This window comes from Chryseobacterium sp. CT-SW4 (assembly GCF_048572715.1).
GTDB lineage: Bacteria > Bacteroidota > Bacteroidia > Flavobacteriales > Weeksellaceae > Chryseobacterium.
The window spans coordinates 2231944-2255877 of the sequence record NZ_CP183840.1 but is presented as its reverse complement, the minus strand read 5'-3'; the positions used below and the strand labels follow the sequence as shown (position 1 = coordinate 2255877).

Genomic DNA, 23934 nt, shown 5'->3' with positions numbered 1-23934 from the left:
TGCAAAGTTAATAATTAATCTCCATAACCAATAATTAAAAATATTATTAAATTTGCAAAAAATTTTCATTAAAGATGAAAGGCAATCCATCCATAAAAGGCTTATTAATAGCAGTCGTAGTGTTTATAGTGGCCTTTGGTACTTATTTTCTTTTTTTAGCGAAAGAAAATTACTACCTGGTAGACAATCCTACTCCCAAAACGTATTATTATAAAATCAATAACGGTTCGGAAGGAGTTATTTCCGGAGGGCAAAGTGTTCAGGTAAAACTGAATAAGGGAAAAAATTCCATAAAAGTTTTCGATGATAATAAAAAATTATTGTACGATTCCGCTTTCCAGGTGAACAAAATCCGGGGGCTCCTGAATATTGCGCATCAGGATTATTATATCAATAGCCAATATTATGGGTACAACCTTAAAAAAGATTCATTACTTTTGGCTCTTGGTAAAACCACGATAGACGGTAAAGAGTATTTTGGCGGAGCCAGACATTTTAACAAACTTTATACGGACGATTTCTACTATAATGTGGATGAAGACTATGATAAGATCATTAAGAATGTAGAAAAGGTGGAATTCCGTACCAAGATTTTCAGAAAGCAAGATTACCTTAATTATTATAAAGAATATTACAAGTTTTGACAAACGATATCAACAAAGTAACTCCCTACAATTCTGAGGCTACCAAGAAAAGCCAGGTAGAGGACATGTTCGACAATATAGCGCCTAAATATGATTTGCTAAACCATGTTTTATCCATGAAAATTGATGTTTTATGGAGGAATAATTTAGTAAAATGGATGAAAAAAGATACCCCTAAAGAAGTGCTGGATGTGGCTACTGGAACGGGAGATCTGGCTATTACCATAGAAAAAGGAACACAGGCCAAAGTAATTGGTTTGGATTTATCGCAACAAATGTTAAATGTTGGCGTTATTAAAATAAAAAAACTTAATTTAGACGGCAAAATTTCAATGCAAAAGGGTGATGCGGAAAATTTACCTTTCGAGGACAATAGATTTGATGCTGTTTCCGTTGCATTTGGAGTGAGGAATTTTGAAAACCTTAAAAAGGGGTTGGCAGAGTTAAGAAGAGTTGTTAAAGATAACAAAAGTGTTTATATACTGGAGTTTTCAAAAGTTGAGGGTTTTTTAGGACCATTATATATGTTTTATTTCAAAAACGTATTACCGAAGATAGGTCGGTTGGTTTCTAAAGATAATAGGGCATACACATACCTTCCGGATTCTGTAAATGCTTTTCCTTACGGGGAGAAGATGAAACAAATTCTTTTAGATACAGGATTTAAGAAAGTTGAATACAAAAAACAAAGTTTAGGTATAGCCACAATTTATAAAGCAACAAAATAACCTATGAATAAATTTCTATTAAAAGCACTGGTTTTAGCTTCAGTTAATATTGCAGTTTTTGCAGATGCCCAGTTCAGAACCCGAAACAGAATGGATAAGTTGGAAGAATTTGACCAACAAACATTCAGTTGGGGTTTTTATTTGAACGGCAATAGACTGGACTACCGTATAGTACTCAATCCTAGATATGGAATGAACGGGAATCAAAATCTTGTTTCTTCTAAAGAAAGTTATAGTTTCGGTGCCGGGCTTATCGGTAAATGGAGACTTAATGACTATCTTGATCTTAGATTGGAACCAGGCTTGCAATTTGCTCAGAGGCAATTAACCTTCAACACACAATCCAACGACCAGTATGCTGCCGGTACATTAACCAATGATCCTTTTGTACCGATCCCTTTAACAGAAGATGACAAAGTAAGAGATATAAAATCCACATTAGTAGACATTCCTGTGATGCTGGAATTTCACGGAATGAGATGGTATAACTCAAGACCATATATCGCAGCGGGTGTGAACTATATCGTTAATCTACAATCCAATTCCGATTCGGAAGATGATAACCTGCAGCAGATTTTCAGATCTACAACGCATAACTTTGCATGGTCTGCAGAAATGGGTATTCAGTTTTACTTTAATAAATTTAAATTAACTCCGGCTATCAGAGGAACTTTCTTTATGAATAATGAAAAAGTGGCGGATAATGCTACGACTCCTCCATATTGGGCATCTGCCGTGTCCACCTTACAGACAAGAGCGATCATGTTTGTTCTGAAATTTGAATAAGAAATAAGAAAACAACTCAAAAAATATGAAAAAGAGATACATATTGTATCTCTTTTTTAATTCAGGTCAAAATATAGAGAGTTTTTATTTTCACGAATACTAATATTTTCCTATTTTTGCTAATAGTTAGAATATACAAAACCTGAAATGCTTCAAGATTTAGAAAACAACTTTTCAGAACTGGAAAAAAAGATTTTGAGTTTACAGAAAAAATATCAGAATCTGGCTGAAAGATTGGCAGAACTAAATACCGAGCATGAAGATCTGAAGAAGAAATATGACGAGGAAAGAAAAAGAAATCAGGTATTAGCAGAAGAACAAAAAAATATAAAACTTTATTCGGCAATATCAGGAAATCCTGAACACAACAGGCTCATGAAAAACCATATTAACAGATTGGTGAAAGAAGTGGACTTTTGTATTGCCCAGCTTCAAAACAGTGGATTATAATGGAGGTAAGAAGAATAACCATCAATATAGCAGGAAGAGTATATCCATTGAATGTACCTGCCGCAGAGGAAGAAACTTTGCGTAAGGTAGGGAAGCAAATTGAGAACATGATTAAAGATTTTGAACAAAATTTTGATGTAAGAGATAAACAGGATGCTTTGGCTATGTGTGCCCTTAAACTGGGAACCAATGCGGAAGTTCTTTCTGTTAATTATGAAAAAAATATAAATTCTACCAATGAACGTTTGCAGAATATCAATCGTTTGCTGGATGAAACAGGGAAATAGATTTTTTCCTTGAAATGACTGCCTACAATAATTCTAACACATTAAAGGTAAACTCAACGCTAAACAATTACCGAACAAATGTCCATTGAATGGCGTGCCGGATTCCCGGATTACAGACAATGGAAATCAGTTCAAATCGTGTTGATTAGGAGTTTACTCTCAATCCTTGAGTTATTGTAGGTTTTTTTTATGAAAGAAAATTAGAAATAAATAGAGACAATTAAAACTCAATATATATGACAACAGCCATTATAGTCGGCGTTATTTGCTTGGTATTAGGAGCTATTATAGGGATGGTATTCTCCAGAAGCTCACTTAATTCTAAAGCAAAGTTTATAATAAATGATGCAAAGAAGAATGCCGAGAACTTAATAGAAAAAGCAAATGTACAAGCTGAATCCATAAAGAAAGAAAAGAACCTGCAGGCTAAAGAAAAATTTCTTGAACTTAAATCCCAGCATGATGCGGATATCCAGACAAGAGAAAAGAAAATGCAGGAAGCTGAAAAAAGGATTAAGGATAAAGAACATAAGCTTAATGATGAACTTAGCAAAGCAGGAAAACTTGAAAAAGATTTAGACAGACAGATTGCGGATTATGCTAAGAAAAATGAAATTCTGGATAGAAAACAAGGAGAACTGGATTCTATAACCGCTAAAAAAGTTGAAATATTAGAAAAAATATCTAATTATTCCGCTGAGGAAGCAAGAGCTGAATTGGTAGAATCAATGAAAGCTGAAGCAAAAACAAGAGCTCAGGCACACGTGCAGAGTATCATGGAAGAAGCTCAGATGAATGCTAAAAGCGAAGCGAGAAAGATCGTTATTCAGACCATTCAGAGAATCGGAACTGAGCAAGCTATCGAAAATTCCGTATCGGTATTCAATATCGAATCCGATGAAGTAAAAGGTAGAATTATCGGTAGAGAAGGTAGAAATATCCGTGCATTGGAAGCGGTAACAGGTGTTGAGATCATTGTAGATGATACGCCGGAAGCTATTCTTCTTTCATGTTTTGATCCGGTAAGAAGAGAAATTGCAAGACTATCCCTTCACAGATTGGTTACTGATGGTAGAATCCACCCTGCAAGAATTGAAGAAGTAGTAGAAAAAACAAGAAAGCAGATTGAAGAGGAAATTATTGAAGTAGGTAAGAGAACGATCATTGACTTGGGAATTCATGGATTACATCCGGAATTAATTAAGATCGTCGGAAGAATGAAATACCGTTCCTCATATGGTCAGAACTTATTACAGCACTCCAGAGAAGTAGCTAATATCGCTGCTACCATGGCTGCCGAGTTGGGACTTAATGTAAAGCTGGCAAAAAGAGCAGGTCTGTTACACGATATCGGTAAAGTTCCTGAACAGGAATCTGAACTTCCACACGCATTATTAGGTATGCAGTGGGCAGAGAAATACGGGGAAAATGCAGAAGTGATCAATGCGATCGGAGCTCACCATGATGAAATTGAAATGACTTCATTATTATCACCGATCATTCAAGTAGCCGATGCGATTTCAGGAGCAAGACCAGGAGCAAGACGTCAGGTGCTGGAATCTTATATCCAACGTTTAAAAGACCTTGAATCAGCAGCATTAAGCTTTGACGGGGTATCAAGTGCCTATGCCATCCAGGCGGGTAGAGAATTGAGGGTAATGGTGGAAAGCGGAAAAGTAAATGATGAAATTGCTTCCCAGTTATCTTATGATATTTCAGAAAAAATTCAAAATGAATTAACCTATCCGGGACAGGTAAAAGTAACGGTTATCAGAGAAACAAGAGCAGTGAATATCGCAAGATAATCCTCTCAAACAATACTAAGAAAGCCTTTCAGATTTTGAAAGGCTTTTTTATATCTGGAAACTGCCATAATATTAAATAATGGTTTTATTTTGATTTATTTTTGAATTAATGTTAAAAATATTAATTTATGTTGTTTGATATGGATATTTTTTTAATTTTGAGAACTAACTATATGTTTAATCCCTAAAAACCAATCACATGTCAAACGAAATTTTTAAAAATGCAACAAAACTGAGAAAGGAAGACCTTAAAAACATTACAGGAGGTGTTGCAACTCCTGATTTATCTCTATGCGGATGCAGCTGTACAGGTGCTGTCACAGGTCCTAAATACTGTGTCCAGTACATCGGATGCCCGCAGGTAATAACTTGCTGAAAATTTTAATGGATAGTGAACCTCCGGATCATCCGGAGGTTTTTTTATATATACCGTATAATATAAAGAAGGCTTCCTATGCTGATGGCTATCCATAAGATGACGGCAAAAGCCAGAGATCTGAAGTTAATAGATTGTAATGTGGAAAGAGAAAGGGTAGAGCCAATCAGAAATAAGGTCAGATTTAACCCTGATTTTGATATAGAAGCAATAGGCTGTCCCAGTGTATGGAAGAAAGGAATATAGGTACCGGCCAGGATTGCCAGGATAAATAGTCCGATAAACCATGGAATCTTTATGGATGAACCCTTGGTTTTAAAAATAAACATCGTGAAAACAGAAACAGGAATAATCCATAATGCTCTTGCCAGCTTTACTGTTGTAGCAACATGGAGCGCTTCATTTCCATATTTATTGGCAGCTCCTACTACCGAACTCGTGTCATGAATCCCTACGGCACACCATAACCCGAATTGCTCCTGTGAAAGATGAAATGCATGTCCCAGTGCCGGATATATAAACAAAGCCATGGAATTGAGGGTAAATACAATCGCAAGCGCTAAAGAAATTTGTTTGTTGTCGGGCTTAATAATAGGAGAGACCGCCGCAATAGCACTCCCTCCGCATATCGCGGTTCCGGCAGAAATTAAATAAGATAGAGGCTTTTCGATCCTGAACAGCTTTCCCAGCAGATATCCTAAAACCATTACACTCAATATACTGACTATGGTTAGCTGAAATCCCGTTTTTCCCGCCTGCATGGCCTCATCCAGCTGTAAGCTGAAACCTAATCCTACGATAGATACCTGCAAGAGCAAATGAATATACCTGTGCAGATGCTTTTCAAAAGGATTTCCTATAAAAACAGCAATAAAAAATCCTGATGCCAATGCTAGAGGAGAACTTATAAAAGGACTAACGCATAAAGCCGCTAATAAAAAGAACAGAAGCTTTTTTACAGTTTCATTGCGGAGAGAAATTTTGAAAGAATGAAGTCTTGAATTCATCTTTCAAAATTCAGGAATTTATCCACATAAACTCAATCACAATTAGTTCTGTTATATAACTTTTAGTTATAACTGATGAACTTTAAAAATAAACGTATAAGCTCAGACTGTTCCCCTCTCGGGAGAATAAAATGAAAGTTTCTTTCGATATTAAAATTTTTGATATCTACTACTGTTAATAAATTATTTTTTAATTCCTGCAGTACGGTGCTTATTGATAAAAAAGCCATACATTCCGAATGCAGAAGATAATTTTTGATGCTTTCGCTGCTTCCGATCTGCATGACGATATTCAGGTTTTCTATATGAATACCCTTGTCTTTGAGCCTGTTCTGGATAAACTCCAATGAACCTGAGCCCTGTTCCCGTGAAATGAGATCTAAGGTATAAAGATCCTTTAATTGTAATGTTTTACGGGCCAGAGGATGTGAAGCTTTGGCAACGAGGACAATTTCGTCGGCTTTGAACGGTTTATATTCAAAATAAGAGGATTGCGATTCACCTTCCACGATTCCAAGATCTATTTTACCTTTTTTCAGCAGTGAAGATATGGTTTCTGTATTATGGGTGAACAGCTCGATTTTGATATCTTTATAATAAGAATGGAATTTGGCTAAAATCTCCGGTAGTATATACTGTGCAATGGTCGTGCTGGCCCCTATAATAAGCTTTCCTTTATGCTGTTGGTTAATTTGGTTGATTTCAAATTCCATATCCCGGTAGATATTTCGGATCTTTTCCGCGTAGCCGTATAATATCTTACCACTTTCTGTTAATTGAATGGTGGTTCCTTTTCTGTTAAATAATTTTGTATTTAACTGATTTTCAATTTCTTTTATGTGCTTGGTGACGGCAGGTTGTGATATGTTGAGCTCATCTGATGCTTTGGTAAAGCTCAGCCTTGTTGCCACTTTGTAAAAAACCTTTAATCTGTAATCAAACATTCCGAAAAGAAAACCTTATACAAACATAATGAAATTAACTTAGTATTTAATTTCCAAAATGGTGTTATCGGTGTAATAGCTTTACAGGAAAGGTTTCATTTCATCTTCGATCTGTTTCCTTAATTCCATAAGGCGTATGGCGTACTGTTCCTGCTGTTTCTCTTCTTCCGTTTGAGGAATCCATTTGGGAACAGGAAGCTTTTTACCGTTATCATCTACAGGAACGAAAACAATAATACAATGGGTTTTTTTATCGAATGTAGGCTGTTTGAGGTTTCTTGAATAGACATTAATTGCAATATGCATACTTGAATTTCCGGTATAAATTACCTGAGCTTCCACATTAACGATCTCTCCGATCTTTATCGGTTCATAAAAACGTATGCCGCCTACATATACAGTCACAGAGTAATTTCCACTCCAGGTAGTAGCACACGCATACCCCGCCTGGTCAATCCATTTCATAACACTTCCTCCATGAACATTTCCTCCATAATTAACATCGGACGGCTCTGAAATGAACTGAAAAGTGATCGGTTTGTTTTCCATTATTCGTATAAAGTTTGAATAAAGATACTTAATAATTTTTGAAATGGAAGATTAAATCCTAATTTTGAAGAATTGAAGTAATTACAGATAAATAATAAAAGATGAAAAAAGTATTTTCTCTGAACACCTGCGCTACTTGCAGAAAAATATTGGGACAGTATGATCTTACAGACTGGGAACACCGCGAAATAAAAAAACAGCCGATAACGGAAGAAGAGCTGGAAGAAATGTATAAAAAAACAAAATCTTATGAAGCTCTGTTCAGTAAGAAATCTACTCAGATCAAAGAAAGGGGGATTGATGTAAAGTCTCTGGGAGAAAAGGATTTCAAGAAGCTTTTACTGGATCATTATACATTCTTAAAACGTCCGGTTTTCCTTACGGATCAAGAGATATTTGTAGGAAATGAGAAAGCCAATTTAGAAAACCTCAATACCTTTTTCGGAATAAAAAATTAGTTTTAAAAAATAATTTAAATAAAAAACCGCAGATCAGACTGCGGTTTTTATTTTTTATACAAAAGGAGTTTTCACCACTTTTGCAGGTATATTTTTGTTTCTTACCTGAATGAAAATCTCAGATCCTACCTTAAAGTGCGGCTTATCCACATAAGCAAGACCTAATCCTATTTTCTTCATAGGAGACTGGGTACCGGAAGTTACTTTTCCGATTACATTGCCTTCTGCATCCACTACTGGATAATCATGTCTCGGAACTCCCTTGTCCTGTAATTCGAATCCTACTAATTTTCTGGTAACGCCTTCTTCTTTCTGTTTGGCGAAGGTATCTTTGGAAACGAAATCCTTATCGAATTTTGTTATCCATCCTAATCCGGCTTCAAGAGGGGAAGTGGTATCATCAATATCATTTCCGTAAAGGCAGAATCCTTTTTCAAGTCTTAAAGTATCTCTGGCAGCCAATCCGCATGGGATAAGTCCTTCACTTTCTCCAGCTTTGATAATTTCGTCCCAAAGTTTTTCAGCACTTTCATTTTTGAAGTAAATTTCAAAACCTCCGCTTCCCGTATATCCTGTATTGGAGATGATCACGTCATTTACTCCGGCTACAGAACCCACTGTAAAGTGGTAATAAGGAATTTCAGAAAGGTTGGTGTCTGTTAATTTCTGAAGAATTTCGGTGGCTTTAGGTCCCTGAATGGCTAATAAGGACATTTCATCAGACGCATTGGTCATTTTGGCCCCGAACGTATTGTATTTTGAAATATGATTCCAGTCCTTGTCTATGTTGGAAGCATTTACGACAACAAAATATCTGTTGTCTTCTATCTTATAGATGATAAGGTCGTCCACAATACCTCCGTTTTCATTGGGAAGACAAGAATATTGGGCTTTACCGTTTTCCAATGTGTCCACATTGTTGGTAGTAACAAGCTGTAAAAGGTCCTTAGATCCCGGTCCTTCAATGAAGAACTGTCCCATATGGGAAACATCAAATAATCCTGCTTTTTCTCTTACGGCAAAATGTTCCTCTGTAACACCAGAATACTGTACTGGCATCTCAAATCCTGCAAAAGGGACTATTTTAGCTCCCAAAGAAACGTGCTTGTCATACAAGGCTGTCTTTTTCATATTTATTTTTTTATTGCTTTATTTTCTTATTAATTGAGGATAGCGCTTGGCTATTTATGGAAATGATGTTTGTATTCATCCAGTATGATCTTAAACCATTCCGTAAAATTCTCCGGATTTTTAGCTATTTCATCATCCAGTTCTTTCATGGAAATATATCTTACTTCTTCCACTTCTTTATTATTCAAAAAGAATTCACCTTCAAAAACTCCGGTGAAAACATGATCCAATTCATGTTCCCATAAACCGCTTCCTACATCTGCCTTATAGATGAAATGAAACTTTTCTGAAAGTTCGGCAGATATTCCCAGCTCTTCTTTCAGTCTTCTTTGGGCTCCCTCCTGGTAGGTTTCATTATCCCGGGGATGAGAACACACTGCATTTGTCCATTGGTGGGGCGAATGGTATTTTTCGGCTGCTCTTTTCTGAAGAAGCATTTCCCCTTTGCTATTAAATAAGAATACGGAGAAAGCACGATGTAATAAGCCGTTGATATGGGCTTGCTGCTTTTCCATTAAACCCAGGATATCATCCTGAGGGGTCACTAAGACTACGAATTCTTCCATTTCTACAAATGTAAGTTTAATATATGTATTTTGGAAATTTTTTGTCCGGGCAATTCAATAAGATAAATCATTCTTTTGGATGACGGCTGAGTTTACCTATTCCAATGAGAATACCCGATACAATGATAAAAAATATCAGGACATAAAAACTGTTGATTAAAGTTTGTTCTATCCCGATTTCAGATACGTTGATAAATGGATAGGGGTAGAAACCTGAGAAATTTCCCCGGATCAAAATATAAAAGAGATAGACTAAAGGATATATGGACCATTTTATCATGGATGTATGCCGCAGTCTGGATTTATTCTCATAAAAGTACCAGTAGATAAGGGTAAGCAAAGGAATAACACCATGAAGAAGTTCATCTATCCAACGTTGTAAGCCCGTAGGGTTCCAGCTTGATCTGAGCACTACCTGATAAATGATCCCTACCATAAGAATATAAACGGTAACAGCTGTCAAAAAGGAAGAATCTACTTTCCGTTCGGACCTGAATAACTGATTACTGAAATAAACGGCTACAATGATATGGGTGAGGATCGTGAAATAGCTGAAAAACCGGATCGTAGTTTCAGAAATTGATAAAGCAGCAGTATTGATCATAATATAATACTGTGCGATAATGGCAAACCATCCGATCATACATACAATTAAAGCAAATATTTTTTTCATCAGATAAACTGTTTTCAAAGATAATAAAAACCATATATATTCAATTTGTAGTGAGATATACAGAATTGTGGATAATAAAGTTTTAAATATAAATACAAAAAATATAACACTATTATATGATTTATTTTCTAAAATATATTAGATAAAGCAATAAATTAATGTAAATAAAGTTTAATTATGCTTTTTTCTGTGAAAATCGTAACTTTGTAACTTAAATTGTAAGGATGGAGTTAGAATACATTAGCCATATAAGTCCTGTACTCAAGGACGGAGTAAAAAATTATTTAATAGATATTGATGGTACCATTACGGATGATGTCCCGAATGAAGAGCCGGAAAGAATGGTTACCTGTGAGCCTTATCCCGATGCTCTGGAGACCATTAATAAATGGTATGATGAGGGGCACCAGATCTGCTTTTTTACATCAAGAACCGAAAACCTGAAACAGATCACCATAGACTGGCTGGATAAACACGGCTTTAAATATCATAGTGTACTGTGTGGAAAACCGAGAGGAGGAAACTACCACTGGATAGATAATCACTTGGTGAGAGCAACAAGATATAAAGGAAAATTTACTGATTTGGTAGAAAAACAAGTTACCATTGAAGTTTTTAAAGATTAATTATAAATGAAGATTTTAGCAAACGACGGGTTAGATCAATCTGGGATTGATGCGCTGACTCAAAAAGGGTTTGAAGTGATCACTACAAAAGTTCCGCAGGAGTTTTTAGTAGATTATATCAATGAAAATAAAATCCGTACTTTACTGGTGAGAAGTGCTACCCAGGTAAGGAAGGATATTATTGATAATTGCCCTTCATTGGGGATTATAGGAAGAGGTGGAGTAGGAATGGATAATATAGATGTAGATTATGCCAGAAGTAAGGGAATCCATGTCATCAATACACCGTCGGCTTCTTCGGCTTCGGTTGCAGAATTGGTTTTTGCTCATTTGTTTTCAGGAGCAAGATTTCTGGAGGATGCCAACAGGAAAATGCCGCAGGTAGGAGATACGGAATTTGCAAGTCTTAAAAAAGCATATGCAGGCGGTATCGAATTAAGAGGAAAGACCATTGGTATAATAGGAATGGGAAGAATAGGTCAGGAAGTGGCAAGAATTGCATTAGGATTGGGAATGAGGGTGATTGCTGCTGACAACAATGTAGGAAGAGCAAGCATCAAAGTAAAATTCTATAATAACCAGTTTATCAACGTAGATATAGAAACCGAACCACTTCAGGATGTTTTAAAGCATTCGGATTTTATTACCCTGCATGTACCTGCACAAAAAGACGGATATATCATCGGTAAAAAAGAATTGGAAGTAATGAAAGATGGGGTAGCGGTGGTAAACTGCTCAAGAGGTGGAGTGATTGATGAGGAAGCTTTGATTGAAGCGCTGGATTCCGGTAAAGTAAGATTTGCAGGATTAGATGTATTCATCAATGAGCCTACACCTTCTAAAGCCATACTTAATCATCCGAAGATTTCCTTAACTCCCCATACGGGAGCATCCACACTGGAAGCACAGGATAGAATAGGATTATCGCTGGCTGATCAGATAGCAAGTATTTTACAAATACACTAAATAAAAAAAACACCTCAAGCGAGGTGTTTTTTTTTATAAATTATTTTTGCTTTTCAGTAAATCTCTGATTTCCGTAAGAAGCTTTTGATCTTCGGTAGGACCCGCAGCGGGAGCCTCTTCTCTTTTTGTGATCTTATTAGCGCCTTTTATGATCCAGAAAAGTACTACTGCAATACATAAAAAGCTGATCACAGCCGAAATAAAATTACCATACATAACGCCGTTCCATGACAGCTTAGCGATATTTTCAGCACCTGCTGCTTTAAGGGCAGGATTTAATATCAGAGGAGTAATGACATCTTCTACCAGTGACGAAACAATTTTTCCGAATGCAGCACCGATAATTACACCGACTGCCAGATCAAGTACATTGCCTTTAAAAGCAAACTCTTTAAATTCTTTAACAAATCCCATAATTTATATTTTTTTAATTATTATTTCAGACAAAAATAGGATTTAAAATGTAAAAACTTTTAATTTTTTGAGTTTTTTTGGAGAGGAAATCTCAGCTGTACAAAATTGAATACATTGTTTTTTTTATGATTTTCTGAAAATTGTTTTGTAATTTGCTTTATGTTTTACACATAGAATCATCAGTATTAATCAACTTATTTAATGAAAATATTTACCGCACATCAGATTAAATTGGCAGATCTGTATACGATTGACCATGAGCCTGTTTCTTCCGTTGAATTAATGGAAAGGGCTGCCGGAACATCAGTGGAATGGATAGTGGAGCATTTTAAAAGCTATGAAAAGGTAGCTGTATTTTGTGGAAACGGAAACAATGGAGGAGATGGTTTTGCCATAGCCAGAATGCTTTATTTAAAAGGACTTGATGTCAATGTATTTATCAATAAATCCAACCCGCAATTTTCAAATGACGCCTTGGTCAATTTTCTTAAGCTTAAGGAGTTTTCGGGTATAAGCATTAAAGATTTTGAAGAAGCTAAAGATAACAATTTTGAGCAGACCCTGCTTATAGATGCTATTTTCGGAACGGGGCTTTCAAGGGCTTTAGACGGAAAATATAAAGAAATGGTAGAGTGGCTGAATACCCAAAAGCAGGTTAAAATTTCAATAGATCTTCCTTCAGGGCTTTATGCAGACAGAATAACCGAAAAGGAGGCCACCGTTTTGAAATCGGATTATACACTCAGCTTTCAGTTCTGGAAAAAAGCTTTTCTCCATCCCGAAACAGGAAAATATACCGGAAAGGCTGTTATTTTAGACATTAATATCAGTAAAGAATATATTCAGCATACGGAAACTCCTGATTTTGTAACAGATGCTGAGATGGTCCGGAGCATCTTTAAACCAAGAGAGGATTTCTCACATAAAGGGACTTATGGAAAAGCCATTATTGTTGGAGGGTCCTATGGAAAAATAGGAGCGGTCGTAATGGCGACAAAATCTACATTGAAGACCGGAGCGGGATTAACGTTCAGTATAACTCCTCACTGCGGATATGAAATACTACAGACTTCAAGCCCTGAAGCTATGTTTATGGAAAGTGGTGATCGTTATATTGAGGATATTCATCTGGATAAAGATGCTGTATATGGAATAGGTCCCGGATTAGGAACAGAACCCGTGACAGAAGAAGCGTTACTCCGGTTTTTGAAGACATATTCCCAGCCATTAGTAATAGATGCCGATGCATTGAATATGATTTCCAAAGATCCTGAAAGAATAGGTCTGTTGCCTGTACATTCAATCATTACGCCCCATCCCAAAGAGTTTGAAAGGTTATTTGGAAGCTCTTCCGATTCATTTGAAAGGCTGGAATTAGCACGTTCTGTGTCTGAAAAACACCGGATTTATATTGTTTTAAAAGATCACCATACACAGGTGGTGACCCCTCAGGGAGAAGTGTATTATAATGTAACCGGAAATTCAGGAATGGCGAAAGGAGGAAGTGGAGATGTCCTGACCGGTATGATCACATCTCTTTTGGCACAGGGCTATTCACCCGAAGAAGCTGCCGTTTTTGGAGTCTGGCTGCATGGAAAAGCGGGCGATTATGCAGCAGAGAGAAAATCTAAGGAAGCTATGCTGCCTACCGATATTATCGATGAATTGGGAACGATCTTTAAAGAACTTAATAAAAGCTAATAGTATAGGAAAGGAAAAAGCCACAACTCAATTGTGGCTTTTCTATTTTATATAAATAATTATTCAGGTTTTCCGTTTTCTTCTTCCGTGATTTTGAATTTTTTGGAAACTATCATAATGATTACCCCTGCAATCATAAAAGGAATGGATAATACCTGTCCTGTATTGAGTCCGGCAAACTGGATGAACTCATCGCCCTGTGGCTCTTTTAAGAATTCTACAAAGAATCTTATGGCCCAAAGGATAATAAAGAATAATCCGAATAACCATCCTTGCTGGTATTTTTTATTGGTTTTTCTGTAAAGGATCCATAATAAAACAAAAAGGCAAACGTACCCGATAGCTTCGAAAAGCTGAGTAGGATAGCGGGGAACCGTAACACCATATTCACTGCTCTGCTGAGGGAAAAATAAAGCAAACGGAGAATTAGGATCTACCGGCTTTCCTATGATTTCGGAATTGAAAAAATTCCCCATTCTTACAAAGGCTCCTCCTAAAGAAATAACGATTCCTAATCTGTCATATACCCATAACGGATTCTTTTTAATGATTTTAAAGGAATAATAAAGTGTTGTAAAGATCAAAGCAATAGTCGCTCCGTGGCTCGCCAGTCCTGAAAATCCAGTAAATTTCAGACCGTTTTTAGTACTGATCGGCAGGAATACGCTCCAGAAATCTTCTTTAAATAATTCCGGCTGATAGAAAATAACATGTCCCAGTCTTGCCCCCAGGATTGTACCTATTAAAGTCCATGTAAAAAGAGGTTCAAGGTATTTTTGGTTAACATTGTCAATTTTGAAGATCCTGGTCATTAAGACATACCCAAACCCAAAAGCAAAGATGAACATCAGGCTGTAAAAGTGCAGTGTGATAGGACCTAGTTGGATTCCCGTTGAAGGATCCCATATTTTAAAAGGAGTTTCAAGCTGTACAGTTTCAGTACCGGTAATCGGTGTATTTACCTTTACTGCATATTTGAATGTTTCAATATTTTCCGGACTAATATTCTCGCCGATTAATTTAAAATCTTTGGTGAAAAATTGATAGTGATTGTCTCTGAATTTATTCAGGATCATGACACTGTTACCATAATGGGTGGCTTCCAGATTGGATTTGTTCAGGATCACCAGGGTATTGTTGGATTCGCGGTCTGCAAATTCATTTAAATCTACAAGTTCGGTAGTAGAATAAATCTTAACCGGAATATCGGTGGAATTTACTTTCAGGGTTCCATCGGATAAGCCGCCAGGATAATTTTGTGCAAAGAAAGACTGAGCGATGAATGAAAACAATAAGAGAAAAATTCTGAAGAAAATATTACTCATTTTTATTTTTTTAATAAGGGTTCTAGATTAATGCTTGGGAGGAATGGGATCATAACCGCTTCCACCCCAGGGATGGCATCTTGCGATTCTTTTTATACCCATCCAAAATCCTTTGAAGATACCATGCGTCTGTAATGCTTCCAGCATATATTGAGAGCATGTAGGCTCATACCGGCAGTTTTTGGGAAGTAAAGGCGAGATGAACCATTGGTAAAATTTAATTAAAATTACCAGAGGAAATGTGATGATTTTATTGAATGTATCTTTCAAAACAATGCAAAAGTAGGGTAAAAAAATGAAAATTAGTTTAAATTTGTTATAAGTTTCAGAAAGTAAAATCTGAAATGTTTATTCAACAGAAAACATATTATCTTGAGCCAGAACATTCCATTAGCTGAAAAACTAAGACCCAAAACATTAGATGATGTTCTTGGGCAGGAGCATCTTACGGGAGAAAAAGGAACCATCAGAAAAATGTTAAAGAATGACACCTTAAATTCTTTGATATTCTGGGGTCCGCCGGGAACGGGAAAAACTACTTTAGCCGAAATCATATCTGAAAATTCGGGAAGAAAGTTCTTTAAGCTTTCCGCAGTTTCTTCCGGAGTGAAAGATGTGCGTGAGGTGATAGAAGAAGCGAAAAAGAATAATCTTTTTTCCGGAAAATCTCCGATCCTTTTTATTGATGAGATTCACCGTTTCAATAAATCCCAGCAGGACTCATTGCTGCATGCAGTGGAAAAAGGATGGATCGTGCTTATTGGGGCCACTACCGAAAACCCAAGTTTTGAAGTGGTTTCCGCATTGCTTTCGAGAAGTCAGGTGTATATACTGAAAGCTTTGACCTATGAAAAACTGGAAGAGCTTATAGATATTGCACTCGCAAGATATAATAAAGATGAGAAAACCAGCTTTTCCATAATCGCAAAAGAAGCTTTCATACAATATTCGGGTGGAGATGCACGAAAGCTGATTAACTCCGTCGAGCTTGTCCTTAACCAGTTTAAAGATTCCCCCGGAAAAGAAATTGATAACGAAGATGTGCTTTCCGTTCTTCAGGAAACCATGGCGCTTTATGATAAAAATGGCGAACAGCATTATGATATTATTTCAGCCTTTATTAAATCCATGAGGGGAAGTGATCCCAACGGTGCTGTTTATTGGCTGGCTAGGATGATCGCAGGAGGGGAAGATATTAAGTTTATTGCAAGGAGAATGCTTATTCTGGCATCTGAGGACATCGGATTGGCAAACCCTAATGCTTTGGTAATTGCCAATAACTGTTTCCAGGCGGTGAATGTTATAGGGAATCCCGAAGCCCGGATTATTTTAAGTGAAACAGCAGTTTACCTCGCTGTATCTCCCAAAAGTAATTCTACTTATATGGCCATTAATGATGCATTGGCGTTGGTGAAAAAAACAGGAAACCTGCCCGTTCCTTTACATTTAAGAAATGCTCCTACCAAACTCATGAAAGATCTGGATTATGGTAAAGAATATAAATACGCCCATTCCTACCAGGGAAATTTTGTAGATCAGACATTTCTGCCTGATGAAATTAAAGATGTTAAATTATATGAGCCGGGAAATAATTCCACAGAGAAGAAGATCTATGACGAGCTCAAGAAAAAATGGAATAATAAATATTAAAAGTAAAAGGACATCCCAATATTGGAACATCCTTTTTGAAATATAATTTAGAAAACTATTTAGTGGTAATAAATAAAGATTTTTTGCCGTTATAATCCTTAACTTCCATTTTGATCAGGATGTCACCGTATACATTCGTGCTTGTATCCGTAAATTCATATCCTTCAATAAAAACAGGAGTATCCTTTGGAAGCTGATTCTGCTGATTAAGATCTGCAAGGCTGATTCTGTCAAGATTTTCGTATCCATTTTTGATTTTTACTTCAACAAAACCATTTTCAGCGATCGGGCTGTATTTTTTTAAAGCCTGAGGAAGGTTGGAAGAACTTTTATAAATATTCGTACCCTGTACAATGTCTCTTTTGTCCTCAAACATTTTGGTTGTTCCAATAATGTCATTGGCCACAGCAAATTTGATGGTTGGGTTCTTCTGGGCAAATAAACTTGCTGAAGCAAATAATAAAAAAGAATAGAATATTTTTTTCATAATTTAAGGAATAAGTAGTATTAAAAACGTGATAAATATAGGTATTTTTTTAAGAATACTGAATGTATTTTTATTTTAATTTGAATAATGTTTATTTGAGTGTATTTTGTTCCGGTTCCGCAGCCTCAGAAGTTACTTTCTCCTCCTTGTTATCAACCATTTTGCGGATGATATTTTTTAAACGCTGAAATAGGAAAGAACTTAATAACAGGATGACACCCAGTAAAGTAAAGGCTATTATCCTTGAAATATTATCCATTTGCCATACATCATATACATAGAGCTTTAAAATCATAATTCCGATAAGAACAAAACCTATTTTACTGAGTTCGGGAATATTTTTCTTAAGCCCTGCATAAATATATAAGCTGGCCATAATACACCAGATAATAGGGAGATATAAAATATTGAAATGGTTTTGATAGGAGTAAAGATCAGGTATTTCCGGTTTATTTATAAGGATATATACATGATAAAATTCTACACTCACTATAATTACCAATGTTAAATAACTGGCCCAGTGCGCCGCCTTTGTTTTCAGAAATACGGTCTTTTCCAATAGGATTTCCCGGTACACAAGAAGGAAGGGTATAATATATAATAGGTATGTATAATAAAACTTCGGGGAAATTTGATTTTTAATGATGGCCATTATCATACCTGAACCCAAAATATGAGCGATCAGCAGCAGTAAAAATAAATAAGTAAGCCCTGTTGCCATCTCCGGATGGATATTTAATTTTTTCTTTAATAATATGAGTATACCTATATAATAGATGCTGAACAGGAACCCAATACAAAGAATAACCGCGAAAGGCTTTTCTGAAATGTGATAGATAATTTCAAATAATAGAGCTGCATAGATAATCCCATAGCTGGAGAGGATAAATATATTTTCCAAAAAATTTCCTTCTGACCTTCTTTCTTCAGAAGACTGTTTGATCAGATACAGATTAATAAGCACCGTGATAATAGTGATGATGCTTGTCAGGAATACAGGATTCAATATAACGGCTAATGTATCAGACGTTATATAACCGCTCCATGTAATGATTTGTGCAATAATCACAAGGGGAAATAATATATTAAAGCATTTTTTAAAAATGTCGGTCTGGGTTTTTTTCCAGATAAATAGTAATAAAGTAGCTTCTACGGCCCAGACGGTTGTAATCAAATGGGTTTTGAATTGTAAAGCGACAGCAATCGTAAAAAGGCTTACGGAAATACTGGCAAATACCGAATAGTTGATTCCCTTATTGTCTTTCCCTTGTTCACGAAGAAGTAAAAATACGTTCAGTATAGTGAACAGGGCAGGGAAGAGAGCAAGAGGTTCATATTGAAGCTTATTAAATATATAAGTCAGTCCGATAATGCTTAATAAATTAACCCCTATAATCATGAGAATGCTCATGGCAGAGAACGTATTCTTTTTGATGTAATCCTGTAAAGCAAAAGCGTAGAAGATCACATAACTGATCAGATAAAAATAGATATTTAATATTTCGGTTTTATTAAATGTCCAGTAAAAAAGGTAAATATAGGTGAATAGAAATGCAATCCAGCCGATACTTTTCCATTGCTTTAAAAAGGCTATGATAAGCATTCCTGCATTCAATACCATTAAATAAGTAAAAAGAAACGGGTAATTACTCTGTCCGGTACTGATCATAAGAGGTGCGAGAAAGCCCCCGATTAATGAAAAAATAATGAGAATTTCACTTTTATAATAATAGGACAGGGCAATGGAAATCAATGTAATCAGGCAGACGAATATAAAAGCAGTATTTTGACTGAGTAAATGATATTCACGAAAAGCAATCGTGGCGGAAAGATATAAAATACTGATCCCGCCCCCTGTAATAATAGAAGAAAATACCGGATAATTTTTTCTGAGGAAATGTCCGGTAACAGCGATAAGGGCTCCCAGTGAAATCCCAATAAAAACTCTTGTTGTTTCTCCAATCCAGTTTTTATCAATAGCATACTTCAGAAAATATCCGATTCCCAAAACCAGAGTAAAGATTCCTATAATAGTCAGTATGTTCTGTTGAATAAACTGGGTAACAGGAGCAAGCCGGTTGTGCTCTGGAGTGATAATCTTTGTTTCCGAAGGGATTACGGTAGTTTTTTCTTTTAAAACCGTAGGAACTTCATCACTTTGAAGCCGGGGAGTCTGGGGAATGACGGATTCATCTTTTTCAATAAGTGGAACAGACTTACTGTCGGCTATTTTTTGCTTAAGATCTGAAACTTCATTTTCCAGCTTTTTGACCCTGTTGCTTAACTGATAGACAGTAAATATAATAATGGATATAAGTAATATAATAAAGAAGGAGTACGTCATTCTTTCCTTTTTTCATCAAATATAGAGAATTGTAAATTGTGAGGATGGATATAAAAAAAATAAATCCACCATTATGGTGGATTTTGATATGCTTAAAGTGATTGAATTGTAAAAGATTAGTTAGATACTTTATAAATATAAAAAGAAGCTGTACTGGATCCTAGTAATCCTACATCTAAAGCTGTTGAACCTACAAGTCCGAAAGAAACTTTATCCCCGGCCTGGAAGGTATAAAGGGAATTAAGGCTGCTTTCAGAAATAGTTAAGCTTAGAACAAGAAGGTTGGCTCCACTGAAGGCACGGCTGTCAATGGTTGTTGCAACACCTGCTCTGGTTCTTACAATACCTACCCCTGGTGAGTTGGCAAGTACGGAAGCCTGTAATCCTGTACCATAACGGAAAGTAAATCCTACCGCATAAGTTCCTGCTGAAGGAATCGTGTAGGTATTATCCGTATCAGAGAACAAGGCAGCTGATCCTAAAGTTCTTTCTGCTGCTAAAAAGTTAACAGCCCTGAAGCCTGAAGGGAATAAGCCTAAACTTAATAAACTGATACCGCTGGTTTTTTTGGCGGCATAAACTGTTGTATTCGTTATTGAAGTGTAAATGATGGTAGGGTCTACCTGTGTAATCTCAGTACTTCCCGAATTTACTGCAAGGATCTGATATCCCGGCAAAGCTGTGGTTTGTGGCAGTTGTCTAATTTTTACATTTCCGTTAACATCTAATGTTGCTGTGGGAGTAGCTGTGTTAATCCCAACCTGGGAAAATATAGAAATAGCAGAAAGTGATAAAATAGCACTGCAGATTCTAGTTTTCATGTTATAATAATTTTTGGTTAATGTTTGATATAATTAGTTTTTTTCTATTTTTTATTCATCCATCATATCAACTTGTTAATGACTCTTTAAATTTGGACTAAAATTAATAAAAATATTCAAATAACAAATCAATAGTATGTTAAAAATTAATTTATCCTAAAATTCGACAATTTGTGTTAATGACCTAAAGTAGATTTTGAGTTTATTTTATCTCTAAAAAGCAATGTTATATAATAATTTATACTAAAAAAAGTGTTATTTAAAATAACACTTAAATTTATAATATTTTCATAATAATTTGTTAAAATTAACTTTCCAGGAGAAATTCCTTGTAATTTCCCAGAAATTTAACCTCGGCATGGATGGATTTTAATTCTTCCAAAGCATTTTCATAAAGTACCGGATGCCATTTTCCCACCACATTCATAAAAAAGAAATAGTTTCCTAATCCTGTTTTCAAGGTTCGGGATTCAATTTTGCTCAGATTCATCTTTCTCCATGCAAATACGGATAAAACCTGGTGGAGTCCCCCCGCATGGTCTTCCGGAAGAGTTATTAGCAGTCCGGATTTTTCATCCAGTATTTCGAGGGCCTTATTTTCATAAACATCATGTTTTTTAGAAATGATGATAAAGCGTGTATGGTTCTGTTCAAAATCATGGATATTACGGTTGATGATTTCTAAACCATAAAGGTTGGCAGCAAACTGATTGGCGACGGCGGCTATTTTCTTCTGCGGATTTTCCGAAACATGCTTTGCTGCCGCAGCGGTGGAGGAAAAGTCCTGCCGCTGAATACTTCCGTAGTGGCTGTCCAAAAAATGGAAGCTCTGTGCTAAAGCCTGGGGATGAGAATAAATTTTTTCGATTTCTTCTGCAGTGTTTTCCGGATGGATCATCAAGTGGTGGGCGATAGGCATTACCGCTTCCCCCTGGATGGTAATAGATGGTGTTTTATATAAATAATCCAGCGTCATGGAAACCGTACCTTCAATGGAATTTTCCAGAGGAACGACGGCTTTCTCCACCTCTCCGTTTTCAACAGCATGAAAGCAGTCTAAAATATTAGCATAGGGTAAAAGTTCTTCATTAGGGAAAAGTTGGGCAGTGGCAAGCTGTGTAAAGCTGGCATGCGGGCCTAAAAATGCAATCTTCATAATTCTTTTTTTATTCGGGTTTCCAGTTTTCTTCAATAAGTTTCATAAGAAAATCCGGACATTTAACGATTTTATTGTTTTCAGAGCTTAAAAAAAACAGGGTAGTGGAAGCCTCTGTAATTTTGATATGCTCTTCGTTGTAAATTTCATATTCGAATTCAATTCTTACGCCAGGTAATTTTTTAAGGTAAGTGTGAATTTCAAGATTTTGGTCATATAAAGCGGGTCTTAAATATTTAATTTTATACTCTGAAACAGGGAGCCAAATGCCTTGGTTCTCAATCTCATCATATGACATTCCAAGGGTGCGAAAAAGCTCCACTCTGCCTAATTCAAAATACTCGGCATAGTTACCGTAGTATACATATTTCATGGGATCTGTTTCTGCGTAACGTACTCTTACTGAGTGTGTTGTGTGTATCATTATAAGTCGTTAATTATACATACAAATATATTTTTAAATAATCAATACCTGCAAAATTTTTTTTTAAAAATAAAAAATTGGACCTTTGTCTTCCTCCTAAGAGTAAGTACTAACCAATTGAATAATCAGGGCCTAAAATGAATGAAAACTTAATGATGATATGGCAGAAGTGCCTTCAGTTTATGAGAGATAACCTCAATGCTGCTGAAGACAACTCTGATTTAAAAAAACTCGAGAAATCGTTCGATTTGTTATTTGATAAAGTACAGCCAATTTCATTGGTTGATAACAATCTTACCTTAATGGTACCAAGTGATTTTTATAAAGAATATATCGAGGACAACTATCTGTCATTGCTTTCCGCTGCCCTGAAAAAAAATATTGGTAAAGGAGTGAAATTGTGGTATTCCGTTATGGAAAACAAACCTGCCGGTATGGAAAAACCGGTTACGTTGAATATGAAAGGCAAAAGCGTGCCTACCCCTAAAGTTCAGGAAACAATGCCTCAGGGCTTTTCTGCTAATATTGTAAATCCATTTGTAGTTCCCGGAATTAAAAAAGTAAATATCGATTCCAATCTGAAATCCGATTTTTCTTTTGATAATTATGTAGAAGGGGAAAGTAACAAATTTGCAGCTACCGTTGCAAAATCTATTGCCAAAAGACCGGGAGCAACAGCCTTTAATCCCTTATTTTTATATGGAGGATATGGAGTCGGAAAGACGCACCTGGGACAAGCGGTAGGTCTGGAAGTTAAAAGCCAGTTTCCCGATAAAGTTGTTCTTTACCTTTCTTCAGAAAAGTTTATTCAGCAGTTTATTTCTGCCGCAAAAGCTCATAAGCAGACCGAGTTTGCCAACTTTTACCAAATGGTTGATGTACTGATCATTGATGATATTCAGTTTCTTTCCGGGAAATCAGCTACCCAGGACAGTTTCTTCCATATTTTCGATTATCTTCATCAGAATGGAAAGCAGATTATCCTTACTTCGGATAAGGCTCCTGCAGATATCATGGACATTCAGGACAGAATCGTATCCCGTTTTAAATGGGGGCTTTCTGCAGAAATAAAATCTCCGGATTACGATACCCGAAGAAAGATTATCATTGATAAGCTGAGCAGAGACGGTATTGTTCTTACAGAAGATATGTTGGATTTCCTGGCTTCAGAAGCGAAAACCAATGTAAGAGAGCTGATTGGAGTTATTAATTCTGTAATAGCCTATTCCACTATTTATAAATCCGATCTCAGTCTTGATTTATTAAAAGAAACCATTAACAAAATAGCCGCTAATCAGAAAAAGATTATCAATATCCCTTATATTCAGGAAATTGTCTGTGATTATTTCGGAATTAAAAGAGAGCAGCTTTTATCCAAAACAAGAAAAAGAGAAATTGCTTTACCGAGACAGTTAGCGATGTATTTTGCGAAAGAGTTCACCAATGCCACCTTCACTAAAATAGGCGAGGAAATGGGAGGAAAAGATCATTCTACGGTAATGTATGCCTGTGAAACAATAAAAGATGTTTCTAAAATTGACAAAGAGGTGAAAAAGTATGTAAAGGAACTCACCGAAAGAATTAAACATTAAACTATAAATTAAAAATATTGAAAG

At 36.0% G+C, this 23934-nt stretch carries 27 protein-coding genes; 13 read left to right on the top strand and 14 right to left on the bottom strand.

Features of this window, described 5'->3' with window-relative positions; all coding sequences use genetic code 11:
- Nucleotides 1–74 precede the first annotated feature (74 nt).
- From ABJ974_RS10195 to ABJ974_RS10165, 7 genes are all read left to right on the top strand, one after another.
- Nucleotides 75–644, top strand: a complete 570-nt coding sequence (locus tag ABJ974_RS10195) for a hypothetical protein (protein ID WP_419868143.1) — start codon at nucleotides 75–77, stop codon at nucleotides 642–644.
- A 65-nt stretch (nucleotides 645–709) separates the two neighbouring features.
- The gene (ubiE, locus tag ABJ974_RS10190; protein ID WP_419870964.1) at nucleotides 710–1372 is read left to right on the top strand and encodes a bifunctional demethylmenaquinone methyltransferase/2-methoxy-6-polyprenyl-1,4-benzoquinol methylase UbiE; all 663 of its coding nucleotides are present in this window, start codon (nucleotides 710–712) and stop codon (nucleotides 1370–1372) included.
- A 3-nt stretch (nucleotides 1373–1375) separates the two neighbouring features.
- A complete protein-coding gene (porT, locus tag ABJ974_RS10185; RefSeq protein ID WP_419868142.1) occupies nucleotides 1376–2158 on the top strand; it encodes a type IX secretion/gliding motility protein PorT/SprT in 783 nt (260 codons plus the stop codon).
- 147 nt (nucleotides 2159–2305) lie between these two features.
- Nucleotides 2306–2608, top strand: coding sequence for a hypothetical protein (locus tag ABJ974_RS10180; RefSeq protein WP_419868141.1), 303 nt, complete (start codon nucleotides 2306–2308; stop codon nucleotides 2606–2608).
- Entirely contained in the window at nucleotides 2608–2895 is a 288-nt protein-coding gene (locus ABJ974_RS10175; RefSeq protein WP_419868140.1) for a cell division protein ZapA, read from the top strand. The genes ABJ974_RS10180 and ABJ974_RS10175 overlap by 1 nt, the downstream gene beginning before the upstream one ends.
- Before the next feature lie 236 nt (nucleotides 2896–3131).
- Nucleotides 3132–4700, top strand: a complete 1569-nt coding sequence (gene rny, locus ABJ974_RS10170) for a ribonuclease Y (protein WP_419868139.1) — start codon at nucleotides 3132–3134, stop codon at nucleotides 4698–4700.
- Between the two features lie 199 nt (nucleotides 4701–4899).
- Nucleotides 4900–5076: a hypothetical protein gene (locus ABJ974_RS10165; protein WP_419868138.1), complete on the top strand. Its 177-nt coding sequence runs from the start codon at nucleotides 4900–4902 to the stop codon at nucleotides 5074–5076.
- A gap of 44 nt (nucleotides 5077–5120) precedes the next feature.
- On the opposite strand, the gene ABJ974_RS10160 is transcribed toward ABJ974_RS10165, so the two are convergent.
- From ABJ974_RS10160 to ABJ974_RS10150, 3 genes are all read right to left on the bottom strand, one after another.
- On the bottom strand, nucleotides 5121–6083 hold the full coding sequence (locus ABJ974_RS10160; protein WP_419868137.1) for a YeiH family protein: 963 nt from the start codon (nucleotides 6081–6083) through the stop codon (nucleotides 5121–5123).
- A 62-nt stretch (nucleotides 6084–6145) separates the two neighbouring features.
- A complete protein-coding gene (locus tag ABJ974_RS10155) occupies nucleotides 6146–7027 on the bottom strand; it encodes a LysR family transcriptional regulator (RefSeq protein ID WP_419868136.1) in 882 nt (293 codons plus the stop codon).
- Between the two features lie 81 nt (nucleotides 7028–7108).
- Nucleotides 7109–7576, bottom strand: a complete 468-nt coding sequence (locus ABJ974_RS10150; protein WP_419868135.1) for an acyl-CoA thioesterase — start codon at nucleotides 7574–7576, stop codon at nucleotides 7109–7111.
- 101 nt (nucleotides 7577–7677) lie between these two features.
- On the opposite strand from ABJ974_RS10150, the gene ABJ974_RS10145 reads away from it, so the two are divergent.
- Nucleotides 7678–8034: an arsenate reductase family protein gene (locus tag ABJ974_RS10145; RefSeq protein WP_419868134.1), complete on the top strand. Its 357-nt coding sequence runs from the start codon at nucleotides 7678–7680 to the stop codon at nucleotides 8032–8034.
- Nucleotides 8035–8088: 54 nt separating this feature from the next.
- On the opposite strand, the gene gcvT is transcribed toward ABJ974_RS10145, so the two are convergent.
- The 3 genes from gcvT to ABJ974_RS10130 form a co-directional block, all read right to left on the bottom strand.
- The gene (gene gcvT, locus ABJ974_RS10140) at nucleotides 8089–9165 is read right to left on the bottom strand and encodes a glycine cleavage system aminomethyltransferase GcvT (protein ID WP_419868133.1); all 1077 of its coding nucleotides are present in this window, start codon (nucleotides 9163–9165) and stop codon (nucleotides 8089–8091) included.
- A gap of 50 nt (nucleotides 9166–9215) precedes the next feature.
- Entirely contained in the window at nucleotides 9216–9731 is a 516-nt protein-coding gene (gene idi, locus ABJ974_RS10135) for an isopentenyl-diphosphate Delta-isomerase (protein WP_419868132.1), read from the bottom strand.
- A 67-nt stretch (nucleotides 9732–9798) separates the two neighbouring features.
- On the bottom strand, nucleotides 9799–10404 hold the full coding sequence (locus ABJ974_RS10130) for a Pr6Pr family membrane protein (RefSeq protein WP_419868131.1): 606 nt from the start codon (nucleotides 10402–10404) through the stop codon (nucleotides 9799–9801).
- 224 nt (nucleotides 10405–10628) lie between these two features.
- Here ABJ974_RS10130 and ABJ974_RS10125 point away from each other — a divergent pair, with 224 nt between their 5' ends.
- Together ABJ974_RS10125 and ABJ974_RS10120 are read left to right on the top strand one after the other, a co-directional pair.
- On the top strand, nucleotides 10629–11030 hold the full coding sequence (locus tag ABJ974_RS10125; RefSeq protein ID WP_419868130.1) for an LNS2 domain-containing protein: 402 nt from the start codon (nucleotides 10629–10631) through the stop codon (nucleotides 11028–11030).
- Between the two features lie 6 nt (nucleotides 11031–11036).
- Entirely contained in the window at nucleotides 11037–11996 is a 960-nt protein-coding gene (locus ABJ974_RS10120) for a D-2-hydroxyacid dehydrogenase (protein ID WP_419868129.1), read from the top strand.
- A 33-nt stretch (nucleotides 11997–12029) separates the two neighbouring features.
- Here ABJ974_RS10120 and mscL read toward each other — a convergent pair whose 3' ends face one another.
- Entirely contained in the window at nucleotides 12030–12410 is a 381-nt protein-coding gene (mscL, locus tag ABJ974_RS10115; protein WP_419868128.1) for a large conductance mechanosensitive channel protein MscL, read from the bottom strand.
- 201 nt (nucleotides 12411–12611) lie between these two features.
- Between mscL and ABJ974_RS10110 the strand changes: the two genes are divergently transcribed.
- A complete protein-coding gene (locus tag ABJ974_RS10110) occupies nucleotides 12612–14111 on the top strand; it encodes an NAD(P)H-hydrate dehydratase (RefSeq protein WP_419868127.1) in 1500 nt (499 codons plus the stop codon).
- Between the two features lie 59 nt (nucleotides 14112–14170).
- Here the strand turns inward: ABJ974_RS10110 and lgt are convergent, their stop codons facing one another.
- On the bottom strand, nucleotides 14171–14959 hold the full coding sequence (gene lgt / locus ABJ974_RS10105) for a prolipoprotein diacylglyceryl transferase (RefSeq protein ID WP_419870963.1): 789 nt from the start codon (nucleotides 14957–14959) through the stop codon (nucleotides 14171–14173).
- A gap of 504 nt (nucleotides 14960–15463) precedes the next feature.
- Nucleotides 15464–15706, bottom strand: a complete 243-nt coding sequence (yidD, locus tag ABJ974_RS10100) for a membrane protein insertion efficiency factor YidD (RefSeq protein WP_419868126.1) — start codon at nucleotides 15704–15706, stop codon at nucleotides 15464–15466.
- A 102-nt stretch (nucleotides 15707–15808) separates the two neighbouring features.
- Here yidD and ABJ974_RS10095 point away from each other — a divergent pair, with 102 nt between their 5' ends.
- The gene (locus ABJ974_RS10095) at nucleotides 15809–17086 is read left to right on the top strand and encodes a replication-associated recombination protein A (protein WP_419868125.1); all 1278 of its coding nucleotides are present in this window, start codon (nucleotides 15809–15811) and stop codon (nucleotides 17084–17086) included.
- Between the two features lie 55 nt (nucleotides 17087–17141).
- On the opposite strand, the gene ABJ974_RS10090 is transcribed toward ABJ974_RS10095, so the two are convergent.
- The 5 genes from ABJ974_RS10090 to ABJ974_RS10070 form a co-directional block, all read right to left on the bottom strand.
- On the bottom strand, nucleotides 17142–17573 hold the full coding sequence (locus ABJ974_RS10090) for a hypothetical protein (protein WP_419868124.1): 432 nt from the start codon (nucleotides 17571–17573) through the stop codon (nucleotides 17142–17144).
- Nucleotides 17574–17664: 91 nt separating this feature from the next.
- On the bottom strand, nucleotides 17665–19917 hold the full coding sequence (locus ABJ974_RS10085) for a DUF2339 domain-containing protein (protein ID WP_419868123.1): 2253 nt from the start codon (nucleotides 19915–19917) through the stop codon (nucleotides 17665–17667).
- 116 nt (nucleotides 19918–20033) lie between these two features.
- A complete protein-coding gene (locus tag ABJ974_RS10080; protein WP_419868122.1) occupies nucleotides 20034–20738 on the bottom strand; it encodes a hypothetical protein in 705 nt (234 codons plus the stop codon).
- Nucleotides 20739–21045: 307 nt separating this feature from the next.
- Nucleotides 21046–21894 (bottom strand): prephenate dehydratase, encoded by an 849-nt coding sequence (pheA, locus tag ABJ974_RS10075; RefSeq protein ID WP_419868121.1) that lies wholly within the window; start codon nucleotides 21892–21894, stop codon nucleotides 21046–21048.
- A 10-nt stretch (nucleotides 21895–21904) separates the two neighbouring features.
- Entirely contained in the window at nucleotides 21905–22318 is a 414-nt protein-coding gene (locus ABJ974_RS10070; protein WP_419868120.1) for an acyl-CoA thioesterase, read from the bottom strand.
- Between the two features lie 137 nt (nucleotides 22319–22455).
- Here ABJ974_RS10070 and dnaA point away from each other — a divergent pair, with 137 nt between their 5' ends.
- Nucleotides 22456–23910 (top strand): chromosomal replication initiator protein DnaA, encoded by a 1455-nt coding sequence (gene dnaA / locus ABJ974_RS10065; protein ID WP_419868119.1) that lies wholly within the window; start codon nucleotides 22456–22458, stop codon nucleotides 23908–23910.
- Nucleotides 23911–23934 lie beyond the last annotated feature (24 nt).

Bases quoted from the DNA above. Each gene is read 5' to 3' on its own strand.
- ABJ974_RS10195 (WP_419868143.1), top strand. From the start codon at position 75: ATGAAAGGCAATCCATCCATAAAAGGCTTATTAATAGCAGTCGTAGTG.
- ubiE (WP_419870964.1), top strand. From the start codon at position 710: ATGTTCGACAATATAGCGCCTAAATATGATTTGCTAAACCATGTTTTA.
- porT (WP_419868142.1), top strand. From the start codon at position 1,376: ATGAATAAATTTCTATTAAAAGCACTGGTTTTAGCTTCAGTTAATATT.
- ABJ974_RS10180 (WP_419868141.1), top strand. From the start codon at position 2,306: ATGCTTCAAGATTTAGAAAACAACTTTTCAGAACTGGAAAAAAAGATT.
- ABJ974_RS10175 (WP_419868140.1), top strand. From the start codon at position 2,608: ATGGAGGTAAGAAGAATAACCATCAATATAGCAGGAAGAGTATATCCA.
- rny (WP_419868139.1), top strand. From the start codon at position 3,132: ATGACAACAGCCATTATAGTCGGCGTTATTTGCTTGGTATTAGGAGCT.
- ABJ974_RS10165 (WP_419868138.1), top strand. From the start codon at position 4,900: ATGTCAAACGAAATTTTTAAAAATGCAACAAAACTGAGAAAGGAAGAC.
- ABJ974_RS10160 (WP_419868137.1), bottom strand. From the start codon at position 6,083: ATGAATTCAAGACTTCATTCTTTCAAAATTTCTCTCCGCAATGAAACT.
- ABJ974_RS10155 (WP_419868136.1), bottom strand. From the start codon at position 7,027: ATGTTTGATTACAGATTAAAGGTTTTTTACAAAGTGGCAACAAGGCTG.
- ABJ974_RS10150 (WP_419868135.1), bottom strand. From the start codon at position 7,576: ATGGAAAACAAACCGATCACTTTTCAGTTCATTTCAGAGCCGTCCGAT.
- ABJ974_RS10145 (WP_419868134.1), top strand. From the start codon at position 7,678: ATGAAAAAAGTATTTTCTCTGAACACCTGCGCTACTTGCAGAAAAATA.
- gcvT (WP_419868133.1), bottom strand. From the start codon at position 9,165: ATGAAAAAGACAGCCTTGTATGACAAGCACGTTTCTTTGGGAGCTAAA.
- idi (WP_419868132.1), bottom strand. From the start codon at position 9,731: ATGGAAGAATTCGTAGTCTTAGTGACCCCTCAGGATGATATCCTGGGT.
- ABJ974_RS10130 (WP_419868131.1), bottom strand. From the start codon at position 10,404: ATGAAAAAAATATTTGCTTTAATTGTATGTATGATCGGATGGTTTGCC.
- ABJ974_RS10125 (WP_419868130.1), top strand. From the start codon at position 10,629: ATGGAGTTAGAATACATTAGCCATATAAGTCCTGTACTCAAGGACGGA.
- ABJ974_RS10120 (WP_419868129.1), top strand. From the start codon at position 11,037: ATGAAGATTTTAGCAAACGACGGGTTAGATCAATCTGGGATTGATGCG.
- mscL (WP_419868128.1), bottom strand. From the start codon at position 12,410: ATGGGATTTGTTAAAGAATTTAAAGAGTTTGCTTTTAAAGGCAATGTA.
- ABJ974_RS10110 (WP_419868127.1), top strand. From the start codon at position 12,612: ATGAAAATATTTACCGCACATCAGATTAAATTGGCAGATCTGTATACG.
- lgt (WP_419870963.1), bottom strand. From the start codon at position 14,959: ATGTTCATCTTTGCTTTTGGGTTTGGGTATGTCTTAATGACCAGGATC.
- ABJ974_RS10090 (WP_419868124.1), bottom strand. From the start codon at position 17,573: ATGAAAAAAATATTCTATTCTTTTTTATTATTTGCTTCAGCAAGTTTA.
- ABJ974_RS10085 (WP_419868123.1), bottom strand. From the start codon at position 19,917: ATGACGTACTCCTTCTTTATTATATTACTTATATCCATTATTATATTT.
- ABJ974_RS10080 (WP_419868122.1), bottom strand. From the start codon at position 20,738: ATGAAAACTAGAATCTGCAGTGCTATTTTATCACTTTCTGCTATTTCT.
- pheA (WP_419868121.1), bottom strand. From the start codon at position 21,894: ATGAAGATTGCATTTTTAGGCCCGCATGCCAGCTTTACACAGCTTGCC.
- ABJ974_RS10070 (WP_419868120.1), bottom strand. From the start codon at position 22,318: ATGATACACACAACACACTCAGTAAGAGTACGTTACGCAGAAACAGAT.
- dnaA (WP_419868119.1), top strand. From the start codon at position 22,456: ATGAATGAAAACTTAATGATGATATGGCAGAAGTGCCTTCAGTTTATG.